This is a genomic window from Streptomyces sp. KR80, assembly GCF_052245555.1.
Taxonomy (GTDB): Bacteria; Actinomycetota; Actinomycetes; order Streptomycetales; family Streptomycetaceae; genus Streptomyces.
The window spans coordinates 405,003-426,398 of record NZ_JBQQCD010000002.1 but is presented as its reverse complement, the minus strand read 5'-3'; the positions used below and the strand labels follow the sequence as shown (position 1 = coordinate 426,398).

Sequence of the window (21,396 nt, the reverse complement as noted above, 5' to 3'; positions counted from 1 at the left end):
CATGACAGCGCAGCACGCCGCGGTCCACGCCGAGGGCGTCGTCAAGCGCTTCGGGCCCACCGTCGCGCTCGCCGGCGTCCAGCTGACCGTACGCCCCGGTGAGTCGCACGCGCTGGTGGGACGCAACGGTGCGGGCAAGTCCACCCTGGTCGGCGTGCTCACCGGCCTGCACCGGCCGGACGCGGGCCGGGTCACCTTCGGCGGGGAGCCCGCGCCCGCCTTCGGCGACCTTCCCGCCTGGCGGGCGAGGGTCGCCTGCGTCTACCAGAAGTCGATGGTCGTGCCCGACCTCACCGTCGCCGAGAACCTCTTCCTGGGCCGCTTCGAGGAGGAGAACGGGGGGCGGCGGTGGATCCGTTGGCCCCGGCTGCGCGAGCGGGCGTCCGAGCTGCTCGCCGAGTACGGGGTGCAGGTCGATCCGGCGGCTCGGGCCAAGGACCTCAGTGTCGAGCACCGGCAGTTCGTGGAGATCGCGCGGGCGCTGTCCTTCGGCGCCCGGCTCATCATCCTGGACGAGCCGACCGCGCAGCTGGACGCGGCGGGCATCCAGCGGCTCTTCGACAAGTTGCGCGAACTCCAGGCCCAGGGCGTCGCGTTCCTCTTCATCTCGCACCACCTCCAGGAGGTGTACGAGCTGTGCAGCACCGTCACGGTCTACCGGGACGCCCGACATGTCCTCACCGCCTCCGTGGCCGGGTTGCCCAAGGAGGAGCTGGTGGAAGCCATGACCGGGGAGGCGGTCGCGGGCGCGTCCTCCTGGCACGCCGTCGCGGGGAGCGCGCTCGCCCCGCGTACTGCCGCAGGGATGACCGACGTCACCGGGAGCGGGGAGAACGGCGGGCCGGCCGAACCGGTCCTGCGTGCCGAAGGCCTCACCCTGGACGGCGCGTTCGACCCCATCGACCTCGCTGTGCGCCCCGGTGAGGTGGTGGGCCTCGCCGGTGCCACGGCCAGCGGCAACACCGCACTCGGCGAGACCCTGGTGGGCCTGCGCAAGCCGACCGCCGGCCGGATCGCCGTACGTGGCAGGACCGTACGCCCCGGCAGCGTGCCCGACGCGCTCGACGCGGGCATCGGCTACGTCCCCGAGGACCGGCACCGCCAGGGCCTGGTGCTGGACCGCAGCGTCGCCGAGAACGCCACGCTGACCGTCACCGACCAGCTCGGGCCGTACGGAATCGTCCTGCCGTCCAAAACCCGGGAGTTCGCCCAGTCGATGATCAATGCACTGGACATCAAGACCTCGGGACCGGGCCAGCCGGTGTCCGGTCTGTCCGGTGGCAACCAGCAGAAGGTAGTCATCGCCCGGGCGCTCGCCCGGCGGCCCAGCGCGCTGGTCGCCATCCGCCCGACCGCGGGCGTCGACGTGAAGTCGAAGGACGCGCTGCTCGGCGTCGTACGGCAGGTGGCCGACGCCGGAAGCGCGGGCGTGATCGTCTCCGACGAGCTGGACGACCTGCGGGTCTGCGACCGGGTGCTCGCCCTTTTCCACGGGCGGGTGATCGCGACGTTCGACAGCGGCTGGACCGATCGCGAACTGGTGGCCGCGATGGAAGGGATCAGCGCAGCGCATGGCGACGAGGGAGCTTCAGCATGACCGACACCACCCAGCTCACCGCCGATCGCGTGATCGAGCCGGTCGAGCGCCCGCACCGGCATCTCGACTTCGCCCGCTGGCGTGACCTCTCGCTCGTCCCGGTCATCCTGGTGCTCTGTCTGATCGGGTTCATCGTCTCGCCGGCCTTCCTCACCGCCGACAACCTCGTCGGTGTCGTCCAGCAGTCCACCGAGTTGAGCCTGCTCGTCCTCGCCCAGGCGCTGATCCTCATCTGCAAGCGGATGGACCTCTCGCTGGAGTCGACGATCGGTGTGGCGCCGGTGATCGCCATGTGGCTGGTGCTGCCCGTCGGCGGCTCGCGCTTCGCCGGACTGGAGCTGCTGCCCACCTGGACGGCCATCCCCGTGTGCCTGCTCGTGGGCGCGCTGATCGGCTGGGTGAACGGCTTCCTGATGCTGAAACTCCGGGTCAACGGCTTCATCGCCACGCTCGGCATGCTCACCATGCTGCGCGGCCTGCACATCGGCATCGCCGAGGGCCAGTCCATCGTCACCGTGCCCGACTCCTTCCGCTATCTGGGCAAGGCGAGCTGGCTGGGTGTGCCCGCAGCCGTATGGATCTGCCTGGCGCTGTTCGCGGCGGGCGGTGCGGCGCTGGGCTATCTGCGGCACGGGCGTGCGCTGTACGCGATCGGTGGCAACGCGGAGGCCGCCAGGGCGGCCGGCATCCGGGTCGACCGCATCACCTGGATCGTGCTGTGCATCGGCGGAGTGCTCGCCGCGTTCGCCGGGATCCTCTACACCGGACACTACGGCTCGGTCTCCGCGGGTCAGGGGAACGGCTGGATCTTCCAGGTCTTCGCCGCCGCGGTGATCGGCGGGATCAGCCTGAGCGGCGGACGCGGAACGCTCTTCGGCGCGCTGACCGGCGTTCTGACCCTGCAGCTGGTGGTCAATGTGATGACGCTCGGCGGCGTCCCGCCGCTGTGGAATCAGTTCCTCAACGGCGCGATCATCATCCTCGCCCTCGTCATCTCCCGCTTCGCGAGCGGTGAGAAGCAGGATTGACCCGCGGGCCGACACCGGCCGGCCCGCGGCCGGCGCTAGAGCGTCGTGCGCAGCCACTGCTCCACGCTCGCGATGTGCACCATCGCCCAGGAGCGGGCCGCGTCCGCGTCACGGTCGCGGAGGGCGGCCAGGATCGCCCGGTGCTCGTGCAGCGTCCGGCTCACCGCATCCTCCTGGGTGAGACCGCGCCAGACGCGGGCCCGGGTGGTCGGCCCGGACAGCCCGTCCAGCAGGGAGCACAGCACGGAGTTGCCGGCCGCCTGCACGATGCCCCGGTGGAACTCCAGGTCGCAGGCGACCAGCTCCTCCACCGACGGCTCCGGCCCCAGGGCGTCCAGCTGGGCGCCGAGCGCGTCGATCTCGGCCGTGCTGATCCGCGTGGTGGCCATCGCGGTGGCCGCCGGCTCGAGGATGCGGCGGACCGCCAGGAACTCCAGCACGGTGTCGTCGCGGTGGAAGTCCACCACGAAGCTCAGCGCCTCGAGCAGCAGTTGCGGATCGAGGCTCGTGACGTACGTGCCGTCGCCCTGCCGTACGTCGAGGATGCGGATGAGGGACAGCGCACGCACCGCCTCGCGCAGCGAGTTTCGCGACAGCCCCAGCTCCGCCGCGAGTTCACTCTCCTTGGGCAACCGGTCGCCGGGGCGCAGCGCGCCCGAGACGATCATGCCTTTGATCTTCTCGATCGCCTCGTCGGTGACGGCCATGAACGCTCTCCCTTGTCCGGGGTCGGCCTCGTGTGGGGGGCCGAGACCTCCGATGTCTGGCTCATTATGCCCCGTACCCGATACGGGCCGAAACGGCCGGACGCCGCCCGGGCGGTCCCCGGCCGGCGTCCGACGTGTACCTCGGGCGGTCAGCCCTTGCGGTCCAGCATGTCCTGCACCCGGGCCCGAACGTCGTCGGTGTCCAGACCGCGGATCGTCAGGGTCGTACGGCGGCGCAGCACGTCGTCCACCGTCTCGGCCCACTCGTGGTCCCGGGCGTAGACGACCTGCGCCCAGATCTCCGGGCCGTCGGGGTGGATCCGCTCGCCCAGGGACGGGTCGTCGTTGACGAGGCGGGCGATGTCGAAGGACAACGAGCCGTAGTGGGTGGCCAGCTGACGGGCTGTCAGCGGATCCATGCGGGTGCCCGGCTCACGGTCCACCAGCAGCCGGTGCGCGACGGCGTTGGGGTTGGCGATGCCGGGCAGCGGCACGCGGCGCACCAGGCTGGAGACCGGCTCCATGTCCTCGGTCAGCGGTCCTCCGGGCAGCGTGGCGAGCTTGTTCATCACGGTGCGGCCGATGTGCCGGTACGTGGTCCACTTGCCGCCCGCGACGGACAGCATCCCGCCGCGGCCCTCGGTGACGACCGTCTCGCGCTTCGCCTGTTCCACGCCGCCCGGGCCGCCGGGCAGCACCCGAAGACCCGCGAAGGCGTAGGTGATCAGGTCGGGGGACAGGTGCTCGTCCCGGACCGAGAACGCGGCCTCGTCCAGGATCTGCTGGATGTCGGACTCGGTGGCGCGGACGTCCGCCGGGTCGCCCTCGTATGCCTCGTCGGTGGTGCCCAGCAGCAGCTGGTCCTCCCACGGCAGGGCGAAGGTGATGCGGTACTTGTCGATCGGGGTGGCCATGGCGGCCTTCCAGGGCGCCTTGCGCTTGAGCACGATGTGCGCGCCCTTGGAGAGCCGGATGCTCGGGGCGGCGTCCTTGTCCTCAAGCTTGCGCAGGTGGTCGACCCAGGGGCCGGTGGCGTTGAGCACCACCCGGGCGTTCACCCCGAACTCGGTCCCGTCCAGGCGGTCCTTGAGCTCCGCGCCCGTCACCCGGCCGTGCGTGAAGCGCAGCCCGGTGACCTCGGCGTGGTTGAGCACGACGGCGCCCGATTCGACGGCCGCGCGGACCGTCATCACGGCCACCCGCGAGTCGTTCATCTGGTGGTCGTAGTAGACGGCGACGGCCTTCAGGTTGTCCGTACGGAGTGCGGGGTTGCCCGCCACGGCCTTGGCCGGGGATATCACCTTGCCGACGCCGTCGCCGAAGGCGGACAGCGCCGAGTAGGCGAAGACGCCCGCGCCGAGCTTGGCCGCGCCGACCGGGCCGCCCTTGTAGACCGGCAGGTAGAAGGTGAGCGGGTTGACCAGGTGCGGGGCCACGTCCTTGGCCAGCACCCGCCGCTCGTGGTGGTTCTCCGCCACCAGTTTGACCGCGCCGGTCTGCAGGTAGCGCAGACCGCCGTGGACCAGCTTGGAGGAGGCGGAGGAGGTGGCGCCGGCGAAGTCGCCGGCGTCCACCATCGCCACCCGCAGCCCGGACTGCGCGGCGTGCCAGGCCACCGAGGTGCCCAGGATTCCGCCGCCGATCACCAGGAGGTCGTACGTGGCCTTCGAGAGCCGTTCCCGGGTCTCGGCGCGGTTCGTGCGGGAACCGGCAGCCGGGGGCGTCCCGAGAGTCGGGACGCTCTGCAGGGTGCTCATGTTTACTCCTCGTCGTCGATCCAGCCCATGGTCCGCTCGACGGCCTTGAGCCAGCTCTTGTACTCGCGGTCGCGGATGTCCGCGTCCATCTGGGGGGTCCACTCGGCGGCACGGCGCCAGTTGGCCCGCAGCGCATCGGTGTCGGGCCAGAAGCCGACGGCCAGGCCGGCTGCGTAGGCGGCGCCGAGACAGGTGGTCTCGGCCACCATCGGGCGCACCACGGGGGCGTCCACGAAGTCGGCCATGGTCTGCATCAGCAGGTTGTTGGAGGTCATGCCGCCGTCGACCTTGAGCGCGGTCAGGTCGACGCCGGAGTCCTTGTGCATGGCGTCGACGATCTCCCGGGTCTGCCAGGCGGTGGCCTCGAGCACGGCCCGGGCCAGGTGTGCCTTGGTGACGTAGCGGGTGAGGCCGGCGATGACTCCGCGGGCGTCGGAGCGCCAGTACGGGGCGAACAGACCCGAGAACGCCGGGACGAAGTAGGCCCCGCCGTTGTCCTCGACCGAGCTCGCGAGGGTCTCGATCTCCGCGGCGGTGCTGATCAGGCCCATCTGGTCGCGCATCCACTGCACCAGCGAGCCGGTGACCGCGATGGAGCCCTCGAGGGCGTAGACGGCCTGCTCGTCGCCGATCCGGTAGCCGACGGTGGTGATCAGCCCGCTGTAGGAGTTGATCACCTTCTCGCCGGTGTTCATCAGCAGGAAGGTGCCGGTGCCGTACGTCGACTTGGCCTCGCCCTCGGAGAAACAGGTCTGGCCGAACAGCGCCGCCTGCTGGTCGCCGAGCGCGGACGCCACCGGCACGCCCTCCAGGACGCCGGTCGCCGTGCCGTACACCTCGGCGGAGGAGCGGATCTCCGGCAGCACCGCGGCCGGGACCTCCATCGAGGCCAGGATCTTCTCGTCCCACTCCATGGTGTGCAGGTTCATCAGCATGGTGCGGGAGGCGTTGGTGACGTCGGTGACGTGCACGCCGCCCTCGGTGCCGCCGGTGAGGTTCCAGATCACCCAGGAGTCCATGGTCCCGAAGAGGATCTCGCCGGTTTCCGCGCGCTCGCGCAGGCCCTCGACGTTGTCCAGCAGCCAGCGGATCTTCGGGCCGGCGAAGTAAGAGGCCAGCGGAAGACCGGTCTCACGGCGGAACCGGTCCTGACCGACGTTGCGGCCGAGCTCCTTGCACAGGGCGTCGGTACGGGTGTCCTGCCAGACGATCGCGTTGTGCACCGGCTCGCCGGTGGCCTTGTCCCACAGAACGGTGGTCTCGCGCTGGTTGGTGATGCCGATGGCCTTGAGTTCCTGACGGGTGATGCCCGCCTTGGTCAGAGCGCCGGCGACGACCTCCTGGACGTTGGTCCAGATCTCGGTGGCGTCGTGCTCGACCCAGCCCGGCTTCGGAAAGATCTGCTCGTGCTCCTTCTGGTCGACGGAGACGATCCGGCCGTCCCGGTCGAAGACGATGCAGCGGCTGGAGGTGGTGCCCTGGTCGATAGCGGCAATGAACGGGCCATGCCCGTGGGAGGAGGCGGCGGTCGGGTGCGCGTCGGTCACGGTGTGCTCCTGGAGGTGAGGAAGAGGTCGGGAACGGCTCAGACGAAGGCGAGCTGGTAGATACCGCCGGCGAGGGCGCCGCCGATCAGCGGGCCGACGACCGGGATCCAGGCGTAACTCCAGTCGGAGCCGCCCTTGTTCGGGAGCGGCAGCAGGGCGTGCACGATGCGCGGGCCGAGGTCACGCGCCGGGTTGATGGCGTAGCCGGTCGGGCCGCCCAGGGAGAGGCCGATACCGACCACGACGAGGGCGACGATCAGGACACCGGTGCCGGAGACGCCCAGTCCCTTGGTCAGCCCCAAGGTGAGGATCAGCAGGACGAGCACGGTGGTGCCGATGATCTCGGTGGCGAGGTTCTGCGCCGTGTTCCGGATCTCGGGGCCGGTGGAGAAGACGCCCAGCACCGGCCCGGCGCCCGGCTCGGTCTTCCGGTCGACCAGGCCCGCGTGCTCTTCCTCGGCCTTGACGATCTCCGGGTCCGTGAGGTGTGCCTTGAAGTGGCCGTAGTACGCGAGCCAGGCCAGCGTGGCGCCGATCATCGCGCCGAGCAGCTGTCCGGCGAAGTAGACCGGTACGTTGCCCCACTCGCCGCTCGAGACTGCGACGCCGACCGTGACAGCCGGGTTGAGGTGCGCACCGGACAGCGGGGCGGCTATGTAGGCGCCGGTCAGGACTGCGAAGCCCCACCCGAAGGTGATGGCCACCCAGCCGGCGTTGAATGCCTTCGAGCGCTTCAGGATGACGGCGGCGACCACGCCGGCGCCGAGGAGGATGAGTATGGCGGTCCCGATGGTCTCGCCGATGAAGATGTCGGAGCTGGACACCAGCGACTCCTTGTCCTTCGTCCAGAGGAAGGCAGGCCCACGGGGTCCCGCCCGTTGGCCCGCGCCCTCGGTGAGGGCGGTCACCGGTCCGTGGCACTGCACACCATAGCGAAGTTGTCGGTAGGTGTTCGACAATGCCGACCGGTGAACGGCAGTTTTCTCGACCGCTACGACCGCGTCAATAGGCCCGGGACCGCAATCTCGTTCCGTTGTCCAAGCGTGACAGCGAGCTGCGCCGAGACCGCGGGGCACGGCGTGAGCAGGGCGTCAAAAGCGCCCGGCCCCCAGGTCCCGGGACACCGCGCGGGCGCAGTCCCGTACGGCCGCGACGAGGCCGGAGCGCAGCTCGCCCTCCTCGCAGACCCGCTCCACGGCACCGGTGATGCCGACCGCGCCCACCGGCATCCGACGCCGGTTGTGGATCGGGGCGGCGACGGAGGCGACGCCCTGCCAGGTCTCCTCCACGTCGGACGCCCAGCCCCGCGCGCGCGTGAGGTCGAGAATCTCCTCGAAGTCGTCGAGTTCGGTCACCGTACGGTCCGTGAGGGGCTGCCGCTTCGCCTCGGTCACCTCGCTGTGCGCCACCGGGTCGTACGCGGACAGCACCTTGCCCAGGGCCGTGCTGTGGAGCGGATGCATGGCGCCGACCTCCAGGACCTGACGGCTGTCGTCGGGGCGGAAGACGTGGTGGACGATCAGCACGCCCTGCTGGTGGAAGACGCCGAGATAGACGCTCTCGCCGCTGGAGCGCGCCAGGTCGTCGGTCCAGACCAGGGCCCGGGCCCGCAGTTCGTGCACGTCCAGGTAGCTGTTGCCCAGGCGCAGGAGTTCCGCGCCCAGCTGGTAGCGGCCCGACGCCGGGTCCTGTTCGACGAAGCCCTCGTTCTGCAGCGTACGGAGGATGCCGTGGGCCGTCCCCTTGGCCAGGCCCAGCGCATCGGCCACGTCCGAGAGGCCGAGTCGGCGCTCGCCGCCGGCCAGCAGCCGCAGTATCGCAGCCGCTCGCTCGAGCGACTGGATCGTCCGCGCCATCGGGCAACCTCCTTCACACAGGTTCGACAATGCTGAACACTATCGGTCCATGCCGACCTGGCGGAACTGACACGAGTTCACCCGCCCAGCCGAGGGGCCGCCGGGCCCATGAAGACGGTGGCTGTCCGTCCCCTGGAATGTCCGGAGCCGGGACGGGCGCCGAACGTTACTCTGGCCGGGTGCGCCCTCCCCCAGGGCGCATAGCCGACAGCCGTCGCATCCCAGGGAGTATCTCCATGGCCGTGAAGCCATCAGTCGCCGTCTCCGACCGCGCCGCAGCACTGCGCGAGGCGCTCGCCACCCGCGTGGTGGTGGCCGATGGAGCCATGGGCACCATGCTCCAGGCCCAGGACCCGACCCTGGACGACTTCCAGCAGCTCGAAGGCTGCAACGAGATTCTGAACGTCACCCGCCCCGACATCGTGCGCTCGGTCCACGAGGCGTACTTCGCCGTGGGCGTGGACTGCGTGGAGACCAACACCTTCGGTGCGAACCTCGCGGCACTGGGGGAGTACGAGGTCGCCGACCGGATCTTCGAGCTCTCCGAGGCCGGGGCGCGGATCGCGCGGGAGGTCGCGGACGAGTTCACCGCCTCCTCCGGGCAGCAGCGGTGGGTGCTGGGCTCCATGGGCCCCGGCACCAAGCTGCCGACCCTCGGCCACGCCCCGTACACCGCGCTCCGCGACGCCTACCAGGAGAACGCGGAGGGGATGATCGCCGGCGGCGCGGACGCGCTGCTGGTGGAGACCACCCAGGACCTGCTGCAGACCAAGGCGGCCGTCCTCGGCGTCCGCCGCGCCCTGGACGCCGCCGGGGCCGACCTTCCGTTGATCTGCTCGGTCACCGTCGAGACCACCGGCACGATGCTGCTGGGCTCCGAGATCGGCGCCGCCCTGACGGCCCTGGAGCCGCTGGGCATCGACATGATCGGGCTGAACTGCGCGACCGGACCCGCCGAGATGAGCGAGCACCTGCGCTACCTGGCCCACCACTCCCGCGTACCGCTGTCCTGCATGCCGAACGCGGGCCTGCCCGTCCTGGGCAAGGACGGCGCCCATTACCCGCTCACCGCGGGCGAACTGGCCGACGCCCAGGAGACCTTCGTCCGCGAGTACGGCCTGTCCCTGGTCGGCGGCTGCTGCGGTACGACCCCGGAGCACCTGCGGCAGGTCGTCGAGCGGGTCCGCGACCTGCGGCCCACCGAGCGCTCCCCGCGCCCGGAGCCGGGTGCCGCCTCGCTCTACCAGACCGTCCCGTTCCGGCAGGACACCTCGTACCTGGCGATCGGCGAGCGGACGAACGCCAACGGCAGCAAGAAGTTCCGCGAGGCCATGCTCGAGGGCCGCTGGGAAGACTGCGTGGAGATGGCCCGCGACCAGATCCGCGAGGGCGCCCACATGCTCGACCTGTGCGTGGACTACGTGGGCCGGAACGGTGTCGCGGACATGGAGGAGCTGGCCGGACGCTTCGCCACCGCCTCCACCCTGCCCATCGTGCTGGACTCCACCGAGGTCGACGTGATCAAGGCCGGTCTTGAGAAGCTGGGCGGCCGCGCGGTGATCAACTCGGTCAACTACGAGGACGGGGACGGGCCGGAGTCACGGTTCGCCAAGGTCACCCGCCTCGCCCAGGAGCACGGCGCCGCGCTGATCGCGCTGACGATCGACGAGGAGGGCCAGGCCCGTACGGTCGAGAAGAAGGTGGAGATCGCCGAGCGGCTCATCGCCGACCTGACCGGCAACTGGGGCATCCACGAGTCGGACATCCTCATCGACTGCCTCACCTTCACCATCTGCACCGGCCAGGAGGAGTCCCGCAAGGACGGCATCGCCACATTCGAGGCCATCCGGGAACTCAAGCGCCGCCACCCGGACGTGCAGACCACGCTCGGCCTGTCCAACATCTCCTTCGGCCTCAACCCGGCCGCCCGCATCGTGCTCAACTCGGTGTTCCTTGACGAGTGCGTCAAGGCGGGCCTGGACTCGGCGATCGTCCACGCGAGCAAGATCCTGCCGATCGCGCGGTTCGACGAGGAGCAGGTCACGACGGCCCTCAACCTGATCTACGACCGCCGTTCCGAGGGCTACGACCCGCTCCAGAAGCTGATGGAGCTCTTCGAGGGTGCCACCGCCAAGTCGCTCAAGGCGGGCAAGGCCGAGGAGCTGGCCGCGCTGCCGCTGGAGGAGCGCCTCCAGCGGCGGATCATCGACGGCGAGCGCAACGGGCTGGAGGCCGACCTCGACGAGGCCCTGCAGGACCGCCCCGCCCTCGACATCGTCAACGACACGCTGCTCGCCGGCATGAAGGTCGTCGGCGAGCTGTTCGGCTCCGGCCAGATGCAGCTGCCGTTCGTGCTGCAATCCGCCGAGGTCATGAAGACCGCGGTGGCCCATCTCGAGCCGCACATGGAGAAGTCCGACGACGAGGGCAAGGGCACCATCGTGCTGGCCACCGTCCGCGGCGACGTCCACGACATCGGCAAGAACCTCGTCGACATCATCCTGTCCAACAACGGCTACAACGTGGTCAACCTCGGCATCAAGCAGCCGGTCTCGGCGATCCTGGACGCCGCCGAGGAGCACAAGGCCGATGTGATCGGCATGTCGGGGCTGCTGGTGAAGTCCACCGTGATCATGAAGGAAAACCTGGAGGAGCTGAACCAGCGCAAGCTGGCCGCCGACTACCCGGTGATCCTCGGCGGCGCCGCCCTCACCCGTGCCTACGTCGAGCAGGACCTGCACGAGATCTACGAGGGCGAGGTCCGCTACGCCCGCGACGCCTTCGAGGGCCTGCGCCTGATGGACGCGCTCATCGCGGTCAAGCGCGGCGTGCCCGGCGCCGCCCTCCCCGAGCTCAAGCAGCGCCGCGTCCCCAAGCGGGACCTCCAGATCGGCGAGCCTGAGCCGGACCAGGGCGCCGTACGGTCCGATGTCGCCACCGACAACCCGGTCCCGGAGCCGCCGTTCTGGGGCAGCCGGGTCGTCAAGGGCATCCAGCTCGCCGACTACGCCTCGTGGCTGGACGAGGGCGCGCTCTTCAAGGGCCAGTGGGGGCTGAAGGAGGCCCGTACCGGAGGTGGCCCGGGCTACCAGGAGCTGGTGGAGACCGAGGGACGTCCCCGGCTGCGCGGCTGGCTCGACAAGCTGCACACCGAGAACCTGCTGGAGGCGGCGGTCGTCTACGGCTACTTCCCCTGCTACTCCAAGGGCGAGGACCTCGTGCTGCTGGGTGACGACGGCACCGAGCTCACGCGGTTCACCTTCCCGCGCCAGCGCAGGGGGCGCCGGTTGTGTCTGGCCGACTTCTTCCGCCCCGAAGAATCCGGCCAGACCGACGTGGTCGGCCTTCAGGTCGTCACCGTCGGCTCGAAAATCGGCGAAGCCACGGCCGAACTGTTCGCGGCCGACTCCTACCGCGACTACCTGGAACTGCACGGCCTCTCGGTGCAGCTCGCGGAGGCCCTGGCCGAGTACTGGCACGCGCGCGTGCGGGCCGAGCTGGGCTTCGAGGCCGAGGACCCCACCGATGTCGAGGACATGTTCGCCCTGAAGTACCGCGGCGCGCGTTTCTCGCTGGGTTACGGCGCCTGCCCCGACCTGGAGGACCGGGCGAAGATCGCCGACCTCCTCCGGCCCGAGCGGATCGGCGTCCAGCTCTCCGAGGAGTTCCAGCTCCACCCCGAACAGTCGACCGACGCCATCGTCATCCACCACCCCGAGGCCAAGTACTTCAACGCCCGCTAGACAGCGGTCCGCGATCTTCCCCGGATCCTCCAGGTGGGTATCTCCCGGGCCGTACGGCCCGGGAGGTGCTCCCCCAAGGGAGGAAGCCGGGGGAGTGCCCACACCAGACGCCGGGGCTGATCCACGGGGCCTGGGGGACACGGCCCGGAACGCGTGGTGAAGGCAGGGGCGGAGATTCGGGCGGGCGGCGGCGCCACGCGGCTCCGCCCGCTCCGCGGTGCCGCCTCGGTGTGCCCACCCGTTCGGTTACCGAAGCGTCGTACACTGGTCGGTCCGGTGCAGGCCGGTCGGCGCCCCACCTGGGGGCGGCGGCCGGCCCCTTTGTCCCTCTGGGGGCAAACCTGACGAGAGGAGCACGGATGACCAGCATCGTCCCCGCACTCGACACCAGATCGGCCGACGGATCGGCCCTCCAGGCGGTGCTCCTCGACATGGACGGCACTCTCGTCGACACCGAGGGCTTCTGGTGGGACGCCGAGGTCGAGGTCTTCGCCGAACTCGGCCACATGCTCGACGAGGAGCACCGCGAGGTGGTCGTCGGCGGCCCCATGACGCGCAGCGCGTCGTACCTCATCCAGGCCACGGGCGCGGAGATCACCCTGCCCGCGCTCTCCGACCTGCTCAATGCCCGCTTCGAGGAGCTGGTGGACCGCGGAGTGCCGCTGATGCCCGGCGCCGCACAGCTGCTCGCCGAGCTCGCCGCCCACCAGGTGCCGACCGCCCTGGTGTCCGCCTCGCACCGCCGCATCATCGACCGGGTGCTCAAGTCGATCGGCCCGGAGCACTTCGCGCTCACCGTGGCCGGCGACGAGCTGGAGCGGACGAAGCCGCACCCCGACCCGTATCTGGTGGCCGCGACCGGGCTGGGTGCCGACCCGGCGCGCTGCGCCGTGGTGGAGGACACGGCGACCGGGGTGGCGGCTGCCGAAGCGGCCGGCTGCGTCGTGGTGGCCGTACCGTCGGTGGTGCCGATCGAGCCCGCCGCCGGGCGCACGGTCGTCCGCTCGCTCGAGGAAGTCGACCTTTCCTTTCTCCGCGGCCTCATCACGGGAATGCACTGACGTGCACACAGCATGTGCTTCATGATTCCTGGGGCCACCCCAGCAGTAGTCAGGAACTCTGGGCACCGGATCGCTTATTTTCCGTAATCGAGGCAACGATCATTTTCCGCGCCACCTCAGCCACTTTTGAATGAGTGACGTTTCTCACGCCCCGCCCTCTCGACATGGCTCCCGCCGCCTGGTCCAGAGTGGTTCTCCTGCAGTGCGCAGCCACCCTTCTGTCCGGATTGATGGGTCGGTGCACGTATCGTTCCAACGTCCAGATGCTGGACAGCTGTCGGCCGTGATCCATGCGTTATATCGCCTCAACTTCGGGGTGTTCCGGCGCCTATGGCACCTCCTACTAATCTCATGGCGAAAGAATGTGCCGTAACCCGTGACCAGCGAGCCCTCTCGTCGGTATCGCCCCGGGAATGATCGCTGTGCAGGAGACCTCCGACGATGAATCGCAAGACCCTTGTGCTGCCGGCCCTGGCCGGCCTGCTGGCACCGCTGCTGGCCGCATGTGGGGCCTCGAAGGAGGAAACGGGCGGCAGCCCCATCGTCGTCGGCACCACGGACGAGTTCGTGGTCTCGAAGGACTACCCGGCGCCCTTCGACCCCGCCCTCGCCTACGAAGTCGGCTCGTGGAACGTCCTGCGCAACACCTTGCAGACGCTGATGGCGCTGCCCCGCTCCGGCGGCGAACCGGTGCCCGAAGCCGCGACCCGGTGCGGCTTCACCGACCGGCGGAACGAGTCGTACCGCTGCACGCTGCGCAGCGGGATGAAGTTCGCCAACGGGCACGCCCTCACGGCGGATGACGTGAAGTTCTCCATCGATCGCAGCCTGAAGATCAAGGACCCCGCCGGTCCGTCGTCCCTGCTGTCGGACATCGACACCGTCGAGGCCCCTTCGCAGAACGAGATCGTCTTCCACCTCAAGCGCCCGGACGCGACGTTCCCGCACAAGCTGGCCACCCCCGCCGCGGCCATCGTCGACAGCCAGGTCTACGACATAGGCCGGCTACGGCACGGCTTCGCGGTCGACGGCTCCGGCCCGTACTCCCTGAAGACCGAGGTGAAGAACGGTCGCGTCGTCAAAGCCGTCTTCACGAAGAACCCGCACTACGAGGGCGGGGTCAGGCTGAAGAACCCCAAGGTCGAGATGCGCCGTCTGCCCTCCGCGGAGGCCATGGAGGAGGCCCTGAAGAAGGGCGAGATCGACGTCATGGGGCGGTCCATGTCGCCCGAGCAGATCGGTCGGCTCGAGCGCACCGACGCCAAGGACATCGAACTGGTCCAGATGCCCGGGCAGGAGATCCGCTACCTCGCCTTCGACACCGACGACTCCACGGCGGGCGAGAAGGCCGTGCGCCAGGCCGTGGCGCAGGTGGTGGACCGCCAGGCGCTGGTCCGCGATGTGTACCAGCGCACCGCCGATCCGCTGTACTCGATCATTCCGGCCAGCGTCGGCTCGCACGTCAACTCCTTCTTCAACAAGTACGGCGAGCCCGATGTGACGGCAGCGCGCAAGACACTGAACGCAGCCAACATCAGCCTGCCGGTACGGCTCAACCTCACGTACACCACGGACCACTACGGTTCTGCCACTGCCAAGGAGTTCAAGACGCTCCAGGCACAGCTCAACCGGTCCGGTCTGTTCGATGTGTCGATCAAGGGGGTGCCGTGGAAGACCTTCCGTCCCGAGCAGTCCAAGCGCGCTTACGCGATTTACGGCATGGGCTGGTTCCCCGACTTCTCCGACGCCGACAACTTCATCGCGCCGTTCTTCGCCAAGGACAACTTCCTCAACACGCCCTACAACAACCAGACGATCCGCACCCAGCTGATCCCGCAGACCCGCCAGAAGGCCCAGCGCAGCGGGGCTTACAAGGGCTTCCAGCGGGCACAGGACATCGTTGCGGAGGACGTGCCCGTACTTCCCCTGTGGCAGGGCAAGCAGTACATCGCCGCCCGCGAGGACATCACGGGCGTGGAGTGGTCGCTCAACTCCTCGCATGTGCTGCAGCTCTGGGAGCTGGGCCGCTCGGCCGGCGACTGATCCACCGCAGCACGGTGAACCCGTCCGGCAACCCGGACGACAACAATCGCAACGCCTTCGAGAACACTGTGAGGAACACTCCCGTGCGGAAACGTCATCAGTGGCTGGCTGCCTCCCTCGGGGCCGGACTGGCTGCGGGCCTGCTCACCGGGTGCGGCTCGGATGACGCGGGTGCCGCAGGTACCGGACAGCCGGTGGTCATGGGAACGACGGACCGGGTTACGACCACCGACCCGGCATCCGGTTACGACCCGGCTTCCTGGCTGCTGTTCAACAACGTCTTCCAGTCGCTGATGAGCTTCCCGCGGGGCGGCACGACCCCGGAACCCGAGGCGGCCGAGCGCTGCGGCTTCGACGACAGTACGAGTCAGGTCTACACGTGCGTCCTCAGGAACGATCTGACCTTCACCAACGGCAACGAACTCACCTCCGAGGACGTGGCGTTCTCCTTCCGGCGGACCTTGAAGATCAACGACAAGAACGGTCCGGCGGTGATGCTCACGGGCATCAAGAGCATCCACACGCCGGACCAGAAGACGGTCGTCTTCCGCCTGAAGAACCCGGACGCGACCTTCCCCATGAAGATCGCCTCGGCCGCCGGTTCGATCGTGGACCACCGTGAGTACCCCGAGGACGCGCTGCGCACCGATGGCGAGGCCGTCGGCTCGGGTGTGTACCGGCTGGACTCCTTCGACCGCGGCACGGAGGCCACCTTCTCCGTCAACTCGGACTACAAGGGCCCGGCCAGGGTCCAGAACTCCGGCATGACGATGAAGTTCTTCCAGGGTGACCAGAAGGCGCTCAAGCAGGCCGTGCAGGACGGCACCGTCGATCTCGCCTACCGGGGGCTGGCGATGAAGGACATCGCGGACCTGGAGGCCGCAACCGGTGACCAGCAGGGCGTGGAGGTCGTCGAGGGCACCAGTGCCGAGGTCCAGCACCTGGTCTTCAACGTCAAGCACCCGATGGCCGGCAAGCCGGGCGTGCGCAGAGCCATCGCGTACCTCGTGGACCGCCAGGCACTGGTGCGCGATGCCTACGAGCGCACCGCCAAGCCGCTGTACTCGATCATTCCGGCCGGAATCACCGGTCACAACACGGCCTTCTTCGACACCTACGGCGACCACCCGCAGCGCGCCAAGGCGGCAGCGGCGCTCCGCTCGTCGGGCATCAAGGGCACGGTGAAGCTGACCCTGTGGACCACGCCCGCGCGCTACGCCACCGGCACCACGCCCGCGTTCGAGGCGCTCGCGCAGCAGCTGAACGCCAGTGGGCTGTTCGACGTCGAGGTGAAGACCGTCCCCCGCGCGGAGTACCAGAGGGGGATCGCGAAAGGGGAGTACGGCGTCTTCGTCAAGGAGTGGATCCCCGACTATCCCGACCCGGACAACTTCACCGCGCCGTTCTTCGGCGACGGCAATGTGCTGGGCAACAACTACTGGTCCAAGCGGATCATCGAGCAGCTGATGCCGACGACCGCGGCCGAACCCGACCGGGCGGCCGCCAACGCCAGCTTCCACGAGCTGCAGAACATCGTCGCGAACGAGGTGCCGGTGCTGCCGCTGTGGCAGGGCAAGCAGTACGCGGTGACCCGGGAGAACATCTCCGGCCTGGAGTGGACCCTCGACGCGTCGACGGTCTTCCGCTTCTGGGAGATCAGCAAGAGCTCCTAGGGCACAGGCGGATGAGCGGTCCTGCCCGGCCCGGGACCGATCGGCCCGGCGTGCTCACTGTGCGCCGGGCCGCACCAGTCCGCTCTCGTAGGCATAGACCGCGGCCTGGACCCGGTCGCGCAGCCCGAGCTTGGTCAGCACATGCCCGACGTGCGTCTTGACCGTCGTCTCGCTCACGAAGAGGTCGGCGGCGATCTCGGCGTTGGACAGGCCTCGAGCGACCAGCCGCAACACCTCGACCTCGCGCTCGGTCAGCGTGTCCAACGTGTCCGGCACCGGCTCCTCGCCGGACGGGAGTTTGCCCGCGTACTTGTCCAGCAGCCGCCGGGTGATGCTCGGCGCCAGCATCGCCTCGCCCGCCGCGACCACCCGGATCGCCTGGACGAGCTCGGCCGCGGGAGCGTCCTTGAGCAGAAAGCCGCTGGCCCCGGCCTTCAGCGCCTCCACCACGTATTCGTCGAGATCGAAGGTGGTGAGCACCAGGACCTTCGCCGGTCCGTCGCGGTCCGGTCCGGTGATCTGCCGGGTCGCTTCCACGCCGTCCATCCGGGGCATCCGGATGTCCATCAGCACCACATCGGGCTGGAGCGCCCGCACCTGGTCGAGGGCCTGCAACCCGTCGCCGGCCTCGCCGACGACGGCGATGTCCTGCTCTGCCTCGAGGATCATCCGGAAGCCGGTGCGCAGCAGTGGCTGGTCGTCGACCAGCAGGACGCGGATCGCCACAGGAGCTCCTTCGCTAGATCTGCCCCATTCTGCCCTGGGGGCGATCGGCGGAGTCGGCCGGGACCGTGGGCCGCGGAACGGTGGGCACGGGGGGCGCCCCGGCGGGTACGCGGCTGGTCTGCGGAACGGGCGACTCCTGGGGGAGGGGCACCGGCAGCGGGTAGGGAGGGGGAGTGCCGCCGAACTCCGGGCAGACGGCCTGGTGATCGCACCAGCCGCAGAGCTTGCTCCGGCGCGGGCGCCAGTCGCCCGTCTCCGTCGCACGCCGGATCGCCGCCCACAGCGCCTGCAGTTTCCGCTCCACGGCCCGCAGATCGTCCTCCGCCGGGTCGTACGTGAGCACATCCCCGCTGCCGAGGTACACGAGCTGGAGGCGGCGTGGCACGGCCCCGCGCAGCCGCCACAGCACCAGGGCGTAGAACTTCATCTGGAAGAGCGCGTCGGCGGCGTACTCGGGCCGGGGGGCCCTGCCGGTCTTGTAGTCGACGATGCGCACGTCGCCCGTGGGCGCCACGTCCACCCGGTCGATGATGCCGCGCAGCGTCAGCCCGGAGTCCAGCTCGGTCTCGACGAACAGCTCGCGCTCGGCGGGCTCCAGCCGCGTGGGGTCCTCGAGGGTGAACCACCGCTCGACGAGCTGCTCCGCCTCGCTGAGCCACCGCGCCAGCCGCATCTGGGCGGGCCCGGCACCGTCCTCGGGCTCCTCGCCGGGCGTGTCCCCGTCCTCGGCGAACAGCTCCGCGAGCCGGGGCCGCTCGGCCAGCAGTCGCTCCCACTGACCCGCGACCATGGACCGCGCCCGCGCGGCCGTACGCTCCACCGCCGGATCGTCGAAGAGCCGCTCCAGCACCGCGTGCACTAGCGTCCCACGGGTCGCGTCCTCGCTCGGCTTCTCCGGCAGCCGGTCGATCACCCGAAACCGATAGAGCAGCGGGCAGGTCACGAAGTCGCGTGCCCGCGAGGGCGACAGCGACGCCGGCGGCTCGCAGGCCGGCCCCTCGCCGTCGCGGCCCGCACCCGAGGAATCGGTGCTGTCGGGGCTTGCGGCCGCTTCGCCGCCGGTCATGTCGGTGCTGGCTTCCATGGCGTACGACCCTATGACCCGTCACTGACATCCGGCCGCATACCATCGACGGCAGAGCCCTCTGCCCGGCATGATCGTGGGATCGCACGAAGCGATCCGGGCGGAAGCGGGGGTCGACGCGAACGAGGGGACACCGTGGACGACAGCGGCGAGAGCGGGAGGCCGCAGGGGGAACGCCCCCAGGCTTCGGCAGGGGGAGGTGGCAAGGGGACCCCTCGTGAGACGGGTGGCGGTCTCCTGATGGGGCGTCTCTTCGGCGTTCCCGTCTACGTCGCCCCCAGCTGGTTCCTGGTCGCCGCGCTCATCACCTGGGTCTTCGGCGGGCAGCTGGACCGTGTCCTGCCCGATCTGGGCGCCGCGCGCTACCTCGTCTCGCTGTTCTTCGCGGTGGCCTTCTACGCCTCCGTACTCGTCCACGAGCTGGCCCACACGGTCGCCGCCCTCTCCTTCAAGCTGCCCGTCCGCCGCATCCAGCTGCAGTTCTTCGGCGGTGTCTCGGAGATCGAGAAGGAATCCGAGACACCGGGCCGGGAGTTCGTCCTCGCGTTCGTCGGACCGCTGCTCTCGCTGGTCCTGGGGGGAGTCTTCTATCTGGGCGTCCAGGCGGTCGAGCCGGGCACCGTTCCCGGTGTGCTGCTCGCCGGCCTGATGATCTCCAACCTCATCGTCGCCGCCTTCAACTTGCTGCCCGGGCTGCCCTTGGATGGCGGCCGGATGCTGCGTGCCGTGATCTGGAAGCTCAGCGGCAAGCCCATGACCGGCACGGTCGCCGCGGCCTGGACCGGTCGCGCGCTGGCCGTCGCCGTCCTGGTCGGGCTCCCGCTGCTCACCCACAGCGGCGCATTCGGCCGCTCGAGCGAGGACGTCGGCGGAGTCGACACGATCACGGACGCGTTGTTGGCCGCCATCCTGGCCGCGATCATCTGGACCGGCGCCGGGAACAGCCTGCGGATGGCCCGGCTCCGCGAGCACCTGCCCGAGCTCCGGGTCCGGGCGCTCACCCGCCGAGCCGTCCCCGTCGAATCCGACACCCCGCTGTCCGAGGCGCTGCGCCGGGCGAACGAGGCCGGAGCCCGCGCCCTGGTCGTCGTCGACGGCCAGGGGACGCCCACCGCGGTGGTCCGGGAGGCGGCCATCGTGGGCGTTCCGGAGCACCGCCGGCCCTGGGTCGCGGTGAGCAGCCTCGCCCAGGAGATCAAGCAGGGCATGCGGATCTCCGCCGAACTCTCCGGGGAGGAGCTCCTGGACACCCTGCGCGCCACCCCGGCCACCGAGTATCTGGTCGTCGAGGAGACGGGCGAGGTGTACGGCGTGCTCTCCACCGCCGACGTCGAACGCGCATTCGTCGCGGCCATGGCGCGGACGCCTTCCTAGAAGACGCCCTCCTGGAGGACGCCTTCCTGGCGGTCGCCTTCCCAGGGTGTGTCCAGTCCCGTCCGCGCGCCCGGGTACGCTGTTCACATGTCCGAACCGACCGGTGCCGCCCGCCGTCGCGGGCCCTTCCAGGTCGGGGATCAGGTGCAGCTCACCGACCCCAAGGGACGCCACTACACCTTCACGCTCGAGGCCGGGAAGAGCTTCCACACCCACAAGGGCGCCTTCCCGCACGACGAGCTGATCGGTGCCCCCGAGGGCAGCGTCGTCCGCACCACGGGGAACGTCGCCTACCTCGCGCTGCGCCCCCTGCTCCCCGACTACGTCCTGTCCATGCCGCGCGGCGCCGCCGTCGTCTACCCCAAGGACGCGGGGCAGATCCTGGCGATGGCCGACATCTTCCCCGGCGCGCGCGTCGTCGAGGCGGGCGTCGGGTCCGGCTCGCTCAGCACCTTCCTGCTGCGTGCCGTCGGCGACCAGGGCATGGTGCACTCCTACGAGCGCCGGGCCGACTTCGCCGAGATCGCCGCGGAGAACGTCCGCCGCTACTTCGGCGCCGACCACCCCGCGTGGCAGCTCACCGTCGGCGACCTGCAGGACAACCTCTCCGACACCGACGTCGACCGCGTCATCCTGGACATGCTGGCCCCCTGGGAGTGCCTGGACGCCGTGTCCAAGGCCCTCGTCCCAGGCGGCATCCTGTGCGCGTACGTGGCGACCACCACCCAGCTCGCCCGGACCGTCGAGGAGATCCGCGAGCACGGCACCTTCAACGAGCCGACGGCGTGGGAGACCATGGTCCGCACCTGGCACGTCGAGGGCCTGGCCGTGCGCCCCGATCACCGAATGGTCGGCCACACCGGCTTCCTGCTCACCGCGCGTCGTCTCGCGGACGGCGTGGAGCCTCCGCTGCGCCGCCGCCGGCCGGCCAAGGGCGCCTACGGCGAGGACTACACAGGGCCGGGCGGGCGGGAGCAAAAGGCGCCGGGCGGGCGGGAGCAAAAGGCGCCGGGCGGGCGGGAGCAAAAGGCGCCGGCCGCGCGTGAGGAGCGGAAAGCCGGCCCCGGCCCCGACGGCGCCTGACGGCGCGTCCTGTCCCCAACACCCAGGCGCCGCCGCCGACTTCCTGCCGGGAAATCGGCGGCGGCGTGGCGTCCGAGCCGGCCGGACGGGTCGCGCCGGGGGCGGGAGGTCGTTTCC

At 70.0% G+C, this 21,396-nt stretch carries 15 protein-coding genes; 8 read left to right on the top strand and 7 right to left on the bottom strand.

The genetic code is table 11. From position 1 onward, the window contains the following. Nucleotide 1 precedes the first annotated feature (1 nt). Together ACTWQI_RS04895 and ACTWQI_RS04890 are read left to right on the top strand one after the other, a co-directional pair. Entirely contained in the window at nucleotides 2-1,597 is a 1,596-nt protein-coding gene (locus ACTWQI_RS04895; RefSeq protein ID WP_443267756.1) for a sugar ABC transporter ATP-binding protein, read from the top strand. Then, the gene (locus ACTWQI_RS04890; RefSeq protein ID WP_443267754.1) at nucleotides 1,594-2,625 is read left to right on the top strand and encodes an ABC transporter permease; all 1,032 of its coding nucleotides are present in this window, start codon (nucleotides 1,594-1,596) and stop codon (nucleotides 2,623-2,625) included. Before ACTWQI_RS04895 ends, ACTWQI_RS04890 begins: the two co-directional genes overlap by 4 nt. A 35-nt stretch (nucleotides 2,626-2,660) precedes the next feature. Here the strand turns inward: ACTWQI_RS04890 and ACTWQI_RS04885 are convergent, their stop codons facing one another. The 5 genes from ACTWQI_RS04885 to ACTWQI_RS04865 all read right to left on the bottom strand — a co-directional run bounded on the left by ACTWQI_RS04885 (nucleotide 2,661) and on the right by ACTWQI_RS04865 (nucleotide 8,492). Continuing rightward, nucleotides 2,661-3,332: a FadR/GntR family transcriptional regulator gene (locus ACTWQI_RS04885; RefSeq protein ID WP_443267752.1), complete on the bottom strand. Its 672-nt coding sequence runs from the start codon at nucleotides 3,330-3,332 to the stop codon at nucleotides 2,661-2,663. A 149-nt stretch (nucleotides 3,333-3,481) separates the two neighbouring features. After that, the gene (locus ACTWQI_RS04880; RefSeq protein WP_443267751.1) at nucleotides 3,482-5,089 is read right to left on the bottom strand and encodes an FAD-dependent oxidoreductase; all 1,608 of its coding nucleotides are present in this window, start codon (nucleotides 5,087-5,089) and stop codon (nucleotides 3,482-3,484) included. A 2-nt stretch (nucleotides 5,090-5,091) separates the two neighbouring features. Further along, a complete protein-coding gene (gene glpK / locus ACTWQI_RS04875; RefSeq protein ID WP_443267749.1) occupies nucleotides 5,092-6,636 on the bottom strand; it encodes a glycerol kinase GlpK in 1,545 nt (514 codons plus the stop codon). Between the two features lie 38 nt (nucleotides 6,637-6,674). Beyond that, a complete protein-coding gene (locus ACTWQI_RS04870; RefSeq protein ID WP_443267747.1) occupies nucleotides 6,675-7,460 on the bottom strand; it encodes an MIP/aquaporin family protein in 786 nt (261 codons plus the stop codon). 267 nt (nucleotides 7,461-7,727) lie between these two features. Then, entirely contained in the window at nucleotides 7,728-8,492 is a 765-nt protein-coding gene (locus tag ACTWQI_RS04865) for an IclR family transcriptional regulator (protein WP_443267746.1), read from the bottom strand. Nucleotides 8,493-8,728: 236 nt separating this feature from the next. On the opposite strand from ACTWQI_RS04865, the gene metH reads away from it, so the two are divergent. The 4 genes from metH to ACTWQI_RS04845 all read left to right on the top strand — a co-directional run bounded on the left by metH (nucleotide 8,729) and on the right by ACTWQI_RS04845 (nucleotide 17,012). Beyond that, complete coding sequence (gene metH, locus ACTWQI_RS04860; protein ID WP_443267744.1) at nucleotides 8,729-12,235, top strand: methionine synthase; 3,507 nt, start codon at nucleotides 8,729-8,731, stop codon at nucleotides 12,233-12,235. 359 nt (nucleotides 12,236-12,594) lie between these two features. Further along, the gene (locus ACTWQI_RS04855) at nucleotides 12,595-13,296 is read left to right on the top strand and encodes an HAD family hydrolase (protein WP_443267743.1); all 702 of its coding nucleotides are present in this window, start codon (nucleotides 12,595-12,597) and stop codon (nucleotides 13,294-13,296) included. A 441-nt stretch (nucleotides 13,297-13,737) separates the two neighbouring features. Then, nucleotides 13,738-15,339: an ABC transporter substrate-binding protein gene (locus ACTWQI_RS04850; protein ID WP_443267741.1), complete on the top strand. Its 1,602-nt coding sequence runs from the start codon at nucleotides 13,738-13,740 to the stop codon at nucleotides 15,337-15,339. An 83-nt stretch (nucleotides 15,340-15,422) separates the two neighbouring features. Continuing rightward, nucleotides 15,423-17,012 (top strand): ABC transporter substrate-binding protein, encoded by a 1,590-nt coding sequence (locus ACTWQI_RS04845; protein WP_443267739.1) that lies wholly within the window; start codon nucleotides 15,423-15,425, stop codon nucleotides 17,010-17,012. Nucleotides 17,013-17,066: 54 nt separating this feature from the next. Here ACTWQI_RS04845 and ACTWQI_RS04840 read toward each other — a convergent pair whose 3' ends face one another. Then, complete coding sequence (locus tag ACTWQI_RS04840; RefSeq protein ID WP_443267737.1) at nucleotides 17,067-17,738, bottom strand: response regulator; 672 nt, start codon at nucleotides 17,736-17,738, stop codon at nucleotides 17,067-17,069. A 13-nt stretch (nucleotides 17,739-17,751) separates the two neighbouring features. Then, nucleotides 17,752-18,822, bottom strand: a complete 1,071-nt coding sequence (locus tag ACTWQI_RS04835) for a RecB family exonuclease (protein WP_443267736.1) — start codon at nucleotides 18,820-18,822, stop codon at nucleotides 17,752-17,754. A 135-nt stretch (nucleotides 18,823-18,957) separates the two neighbouring features. Between ACTWQI_RS04835 and ACTWQI_RS04830 the strand changes: the two genes are divergently transcribed. Together ACTWQI_RS04830 and ACTWQI_RS04825 are read left to right on the top strand one after the other, a co-directional pair. Continuing rightward, nucleotides 18,958-20,196, top strand: coding sequence for a site-2 protease family protein (locus ACTWQI_RS04830; RefSeq protein ID WP_443267734.1), 1,239 nt, complete (start codon nucleotides 18,958-18,960; stop codon nucleotides 20,194-20,196). A gap of 87 nt (nucleotides 20,197-20,283) precedes the next feature. Beyond that, nucleotides 20,284-21,279: a tRNA (adenine-N1)-methyltransferase gene (locus ACTWQI_RS04825; protein ID WP_443267732.1), complete on the top strand. Its 996-nt coding sequence runs from the start codon at nucleotides 20,284-20,286 to the stop codon at nucleotides 21,277-21,279. Nucleotides 21,280-21,396 lie beyond the last annotated feature (117 nt).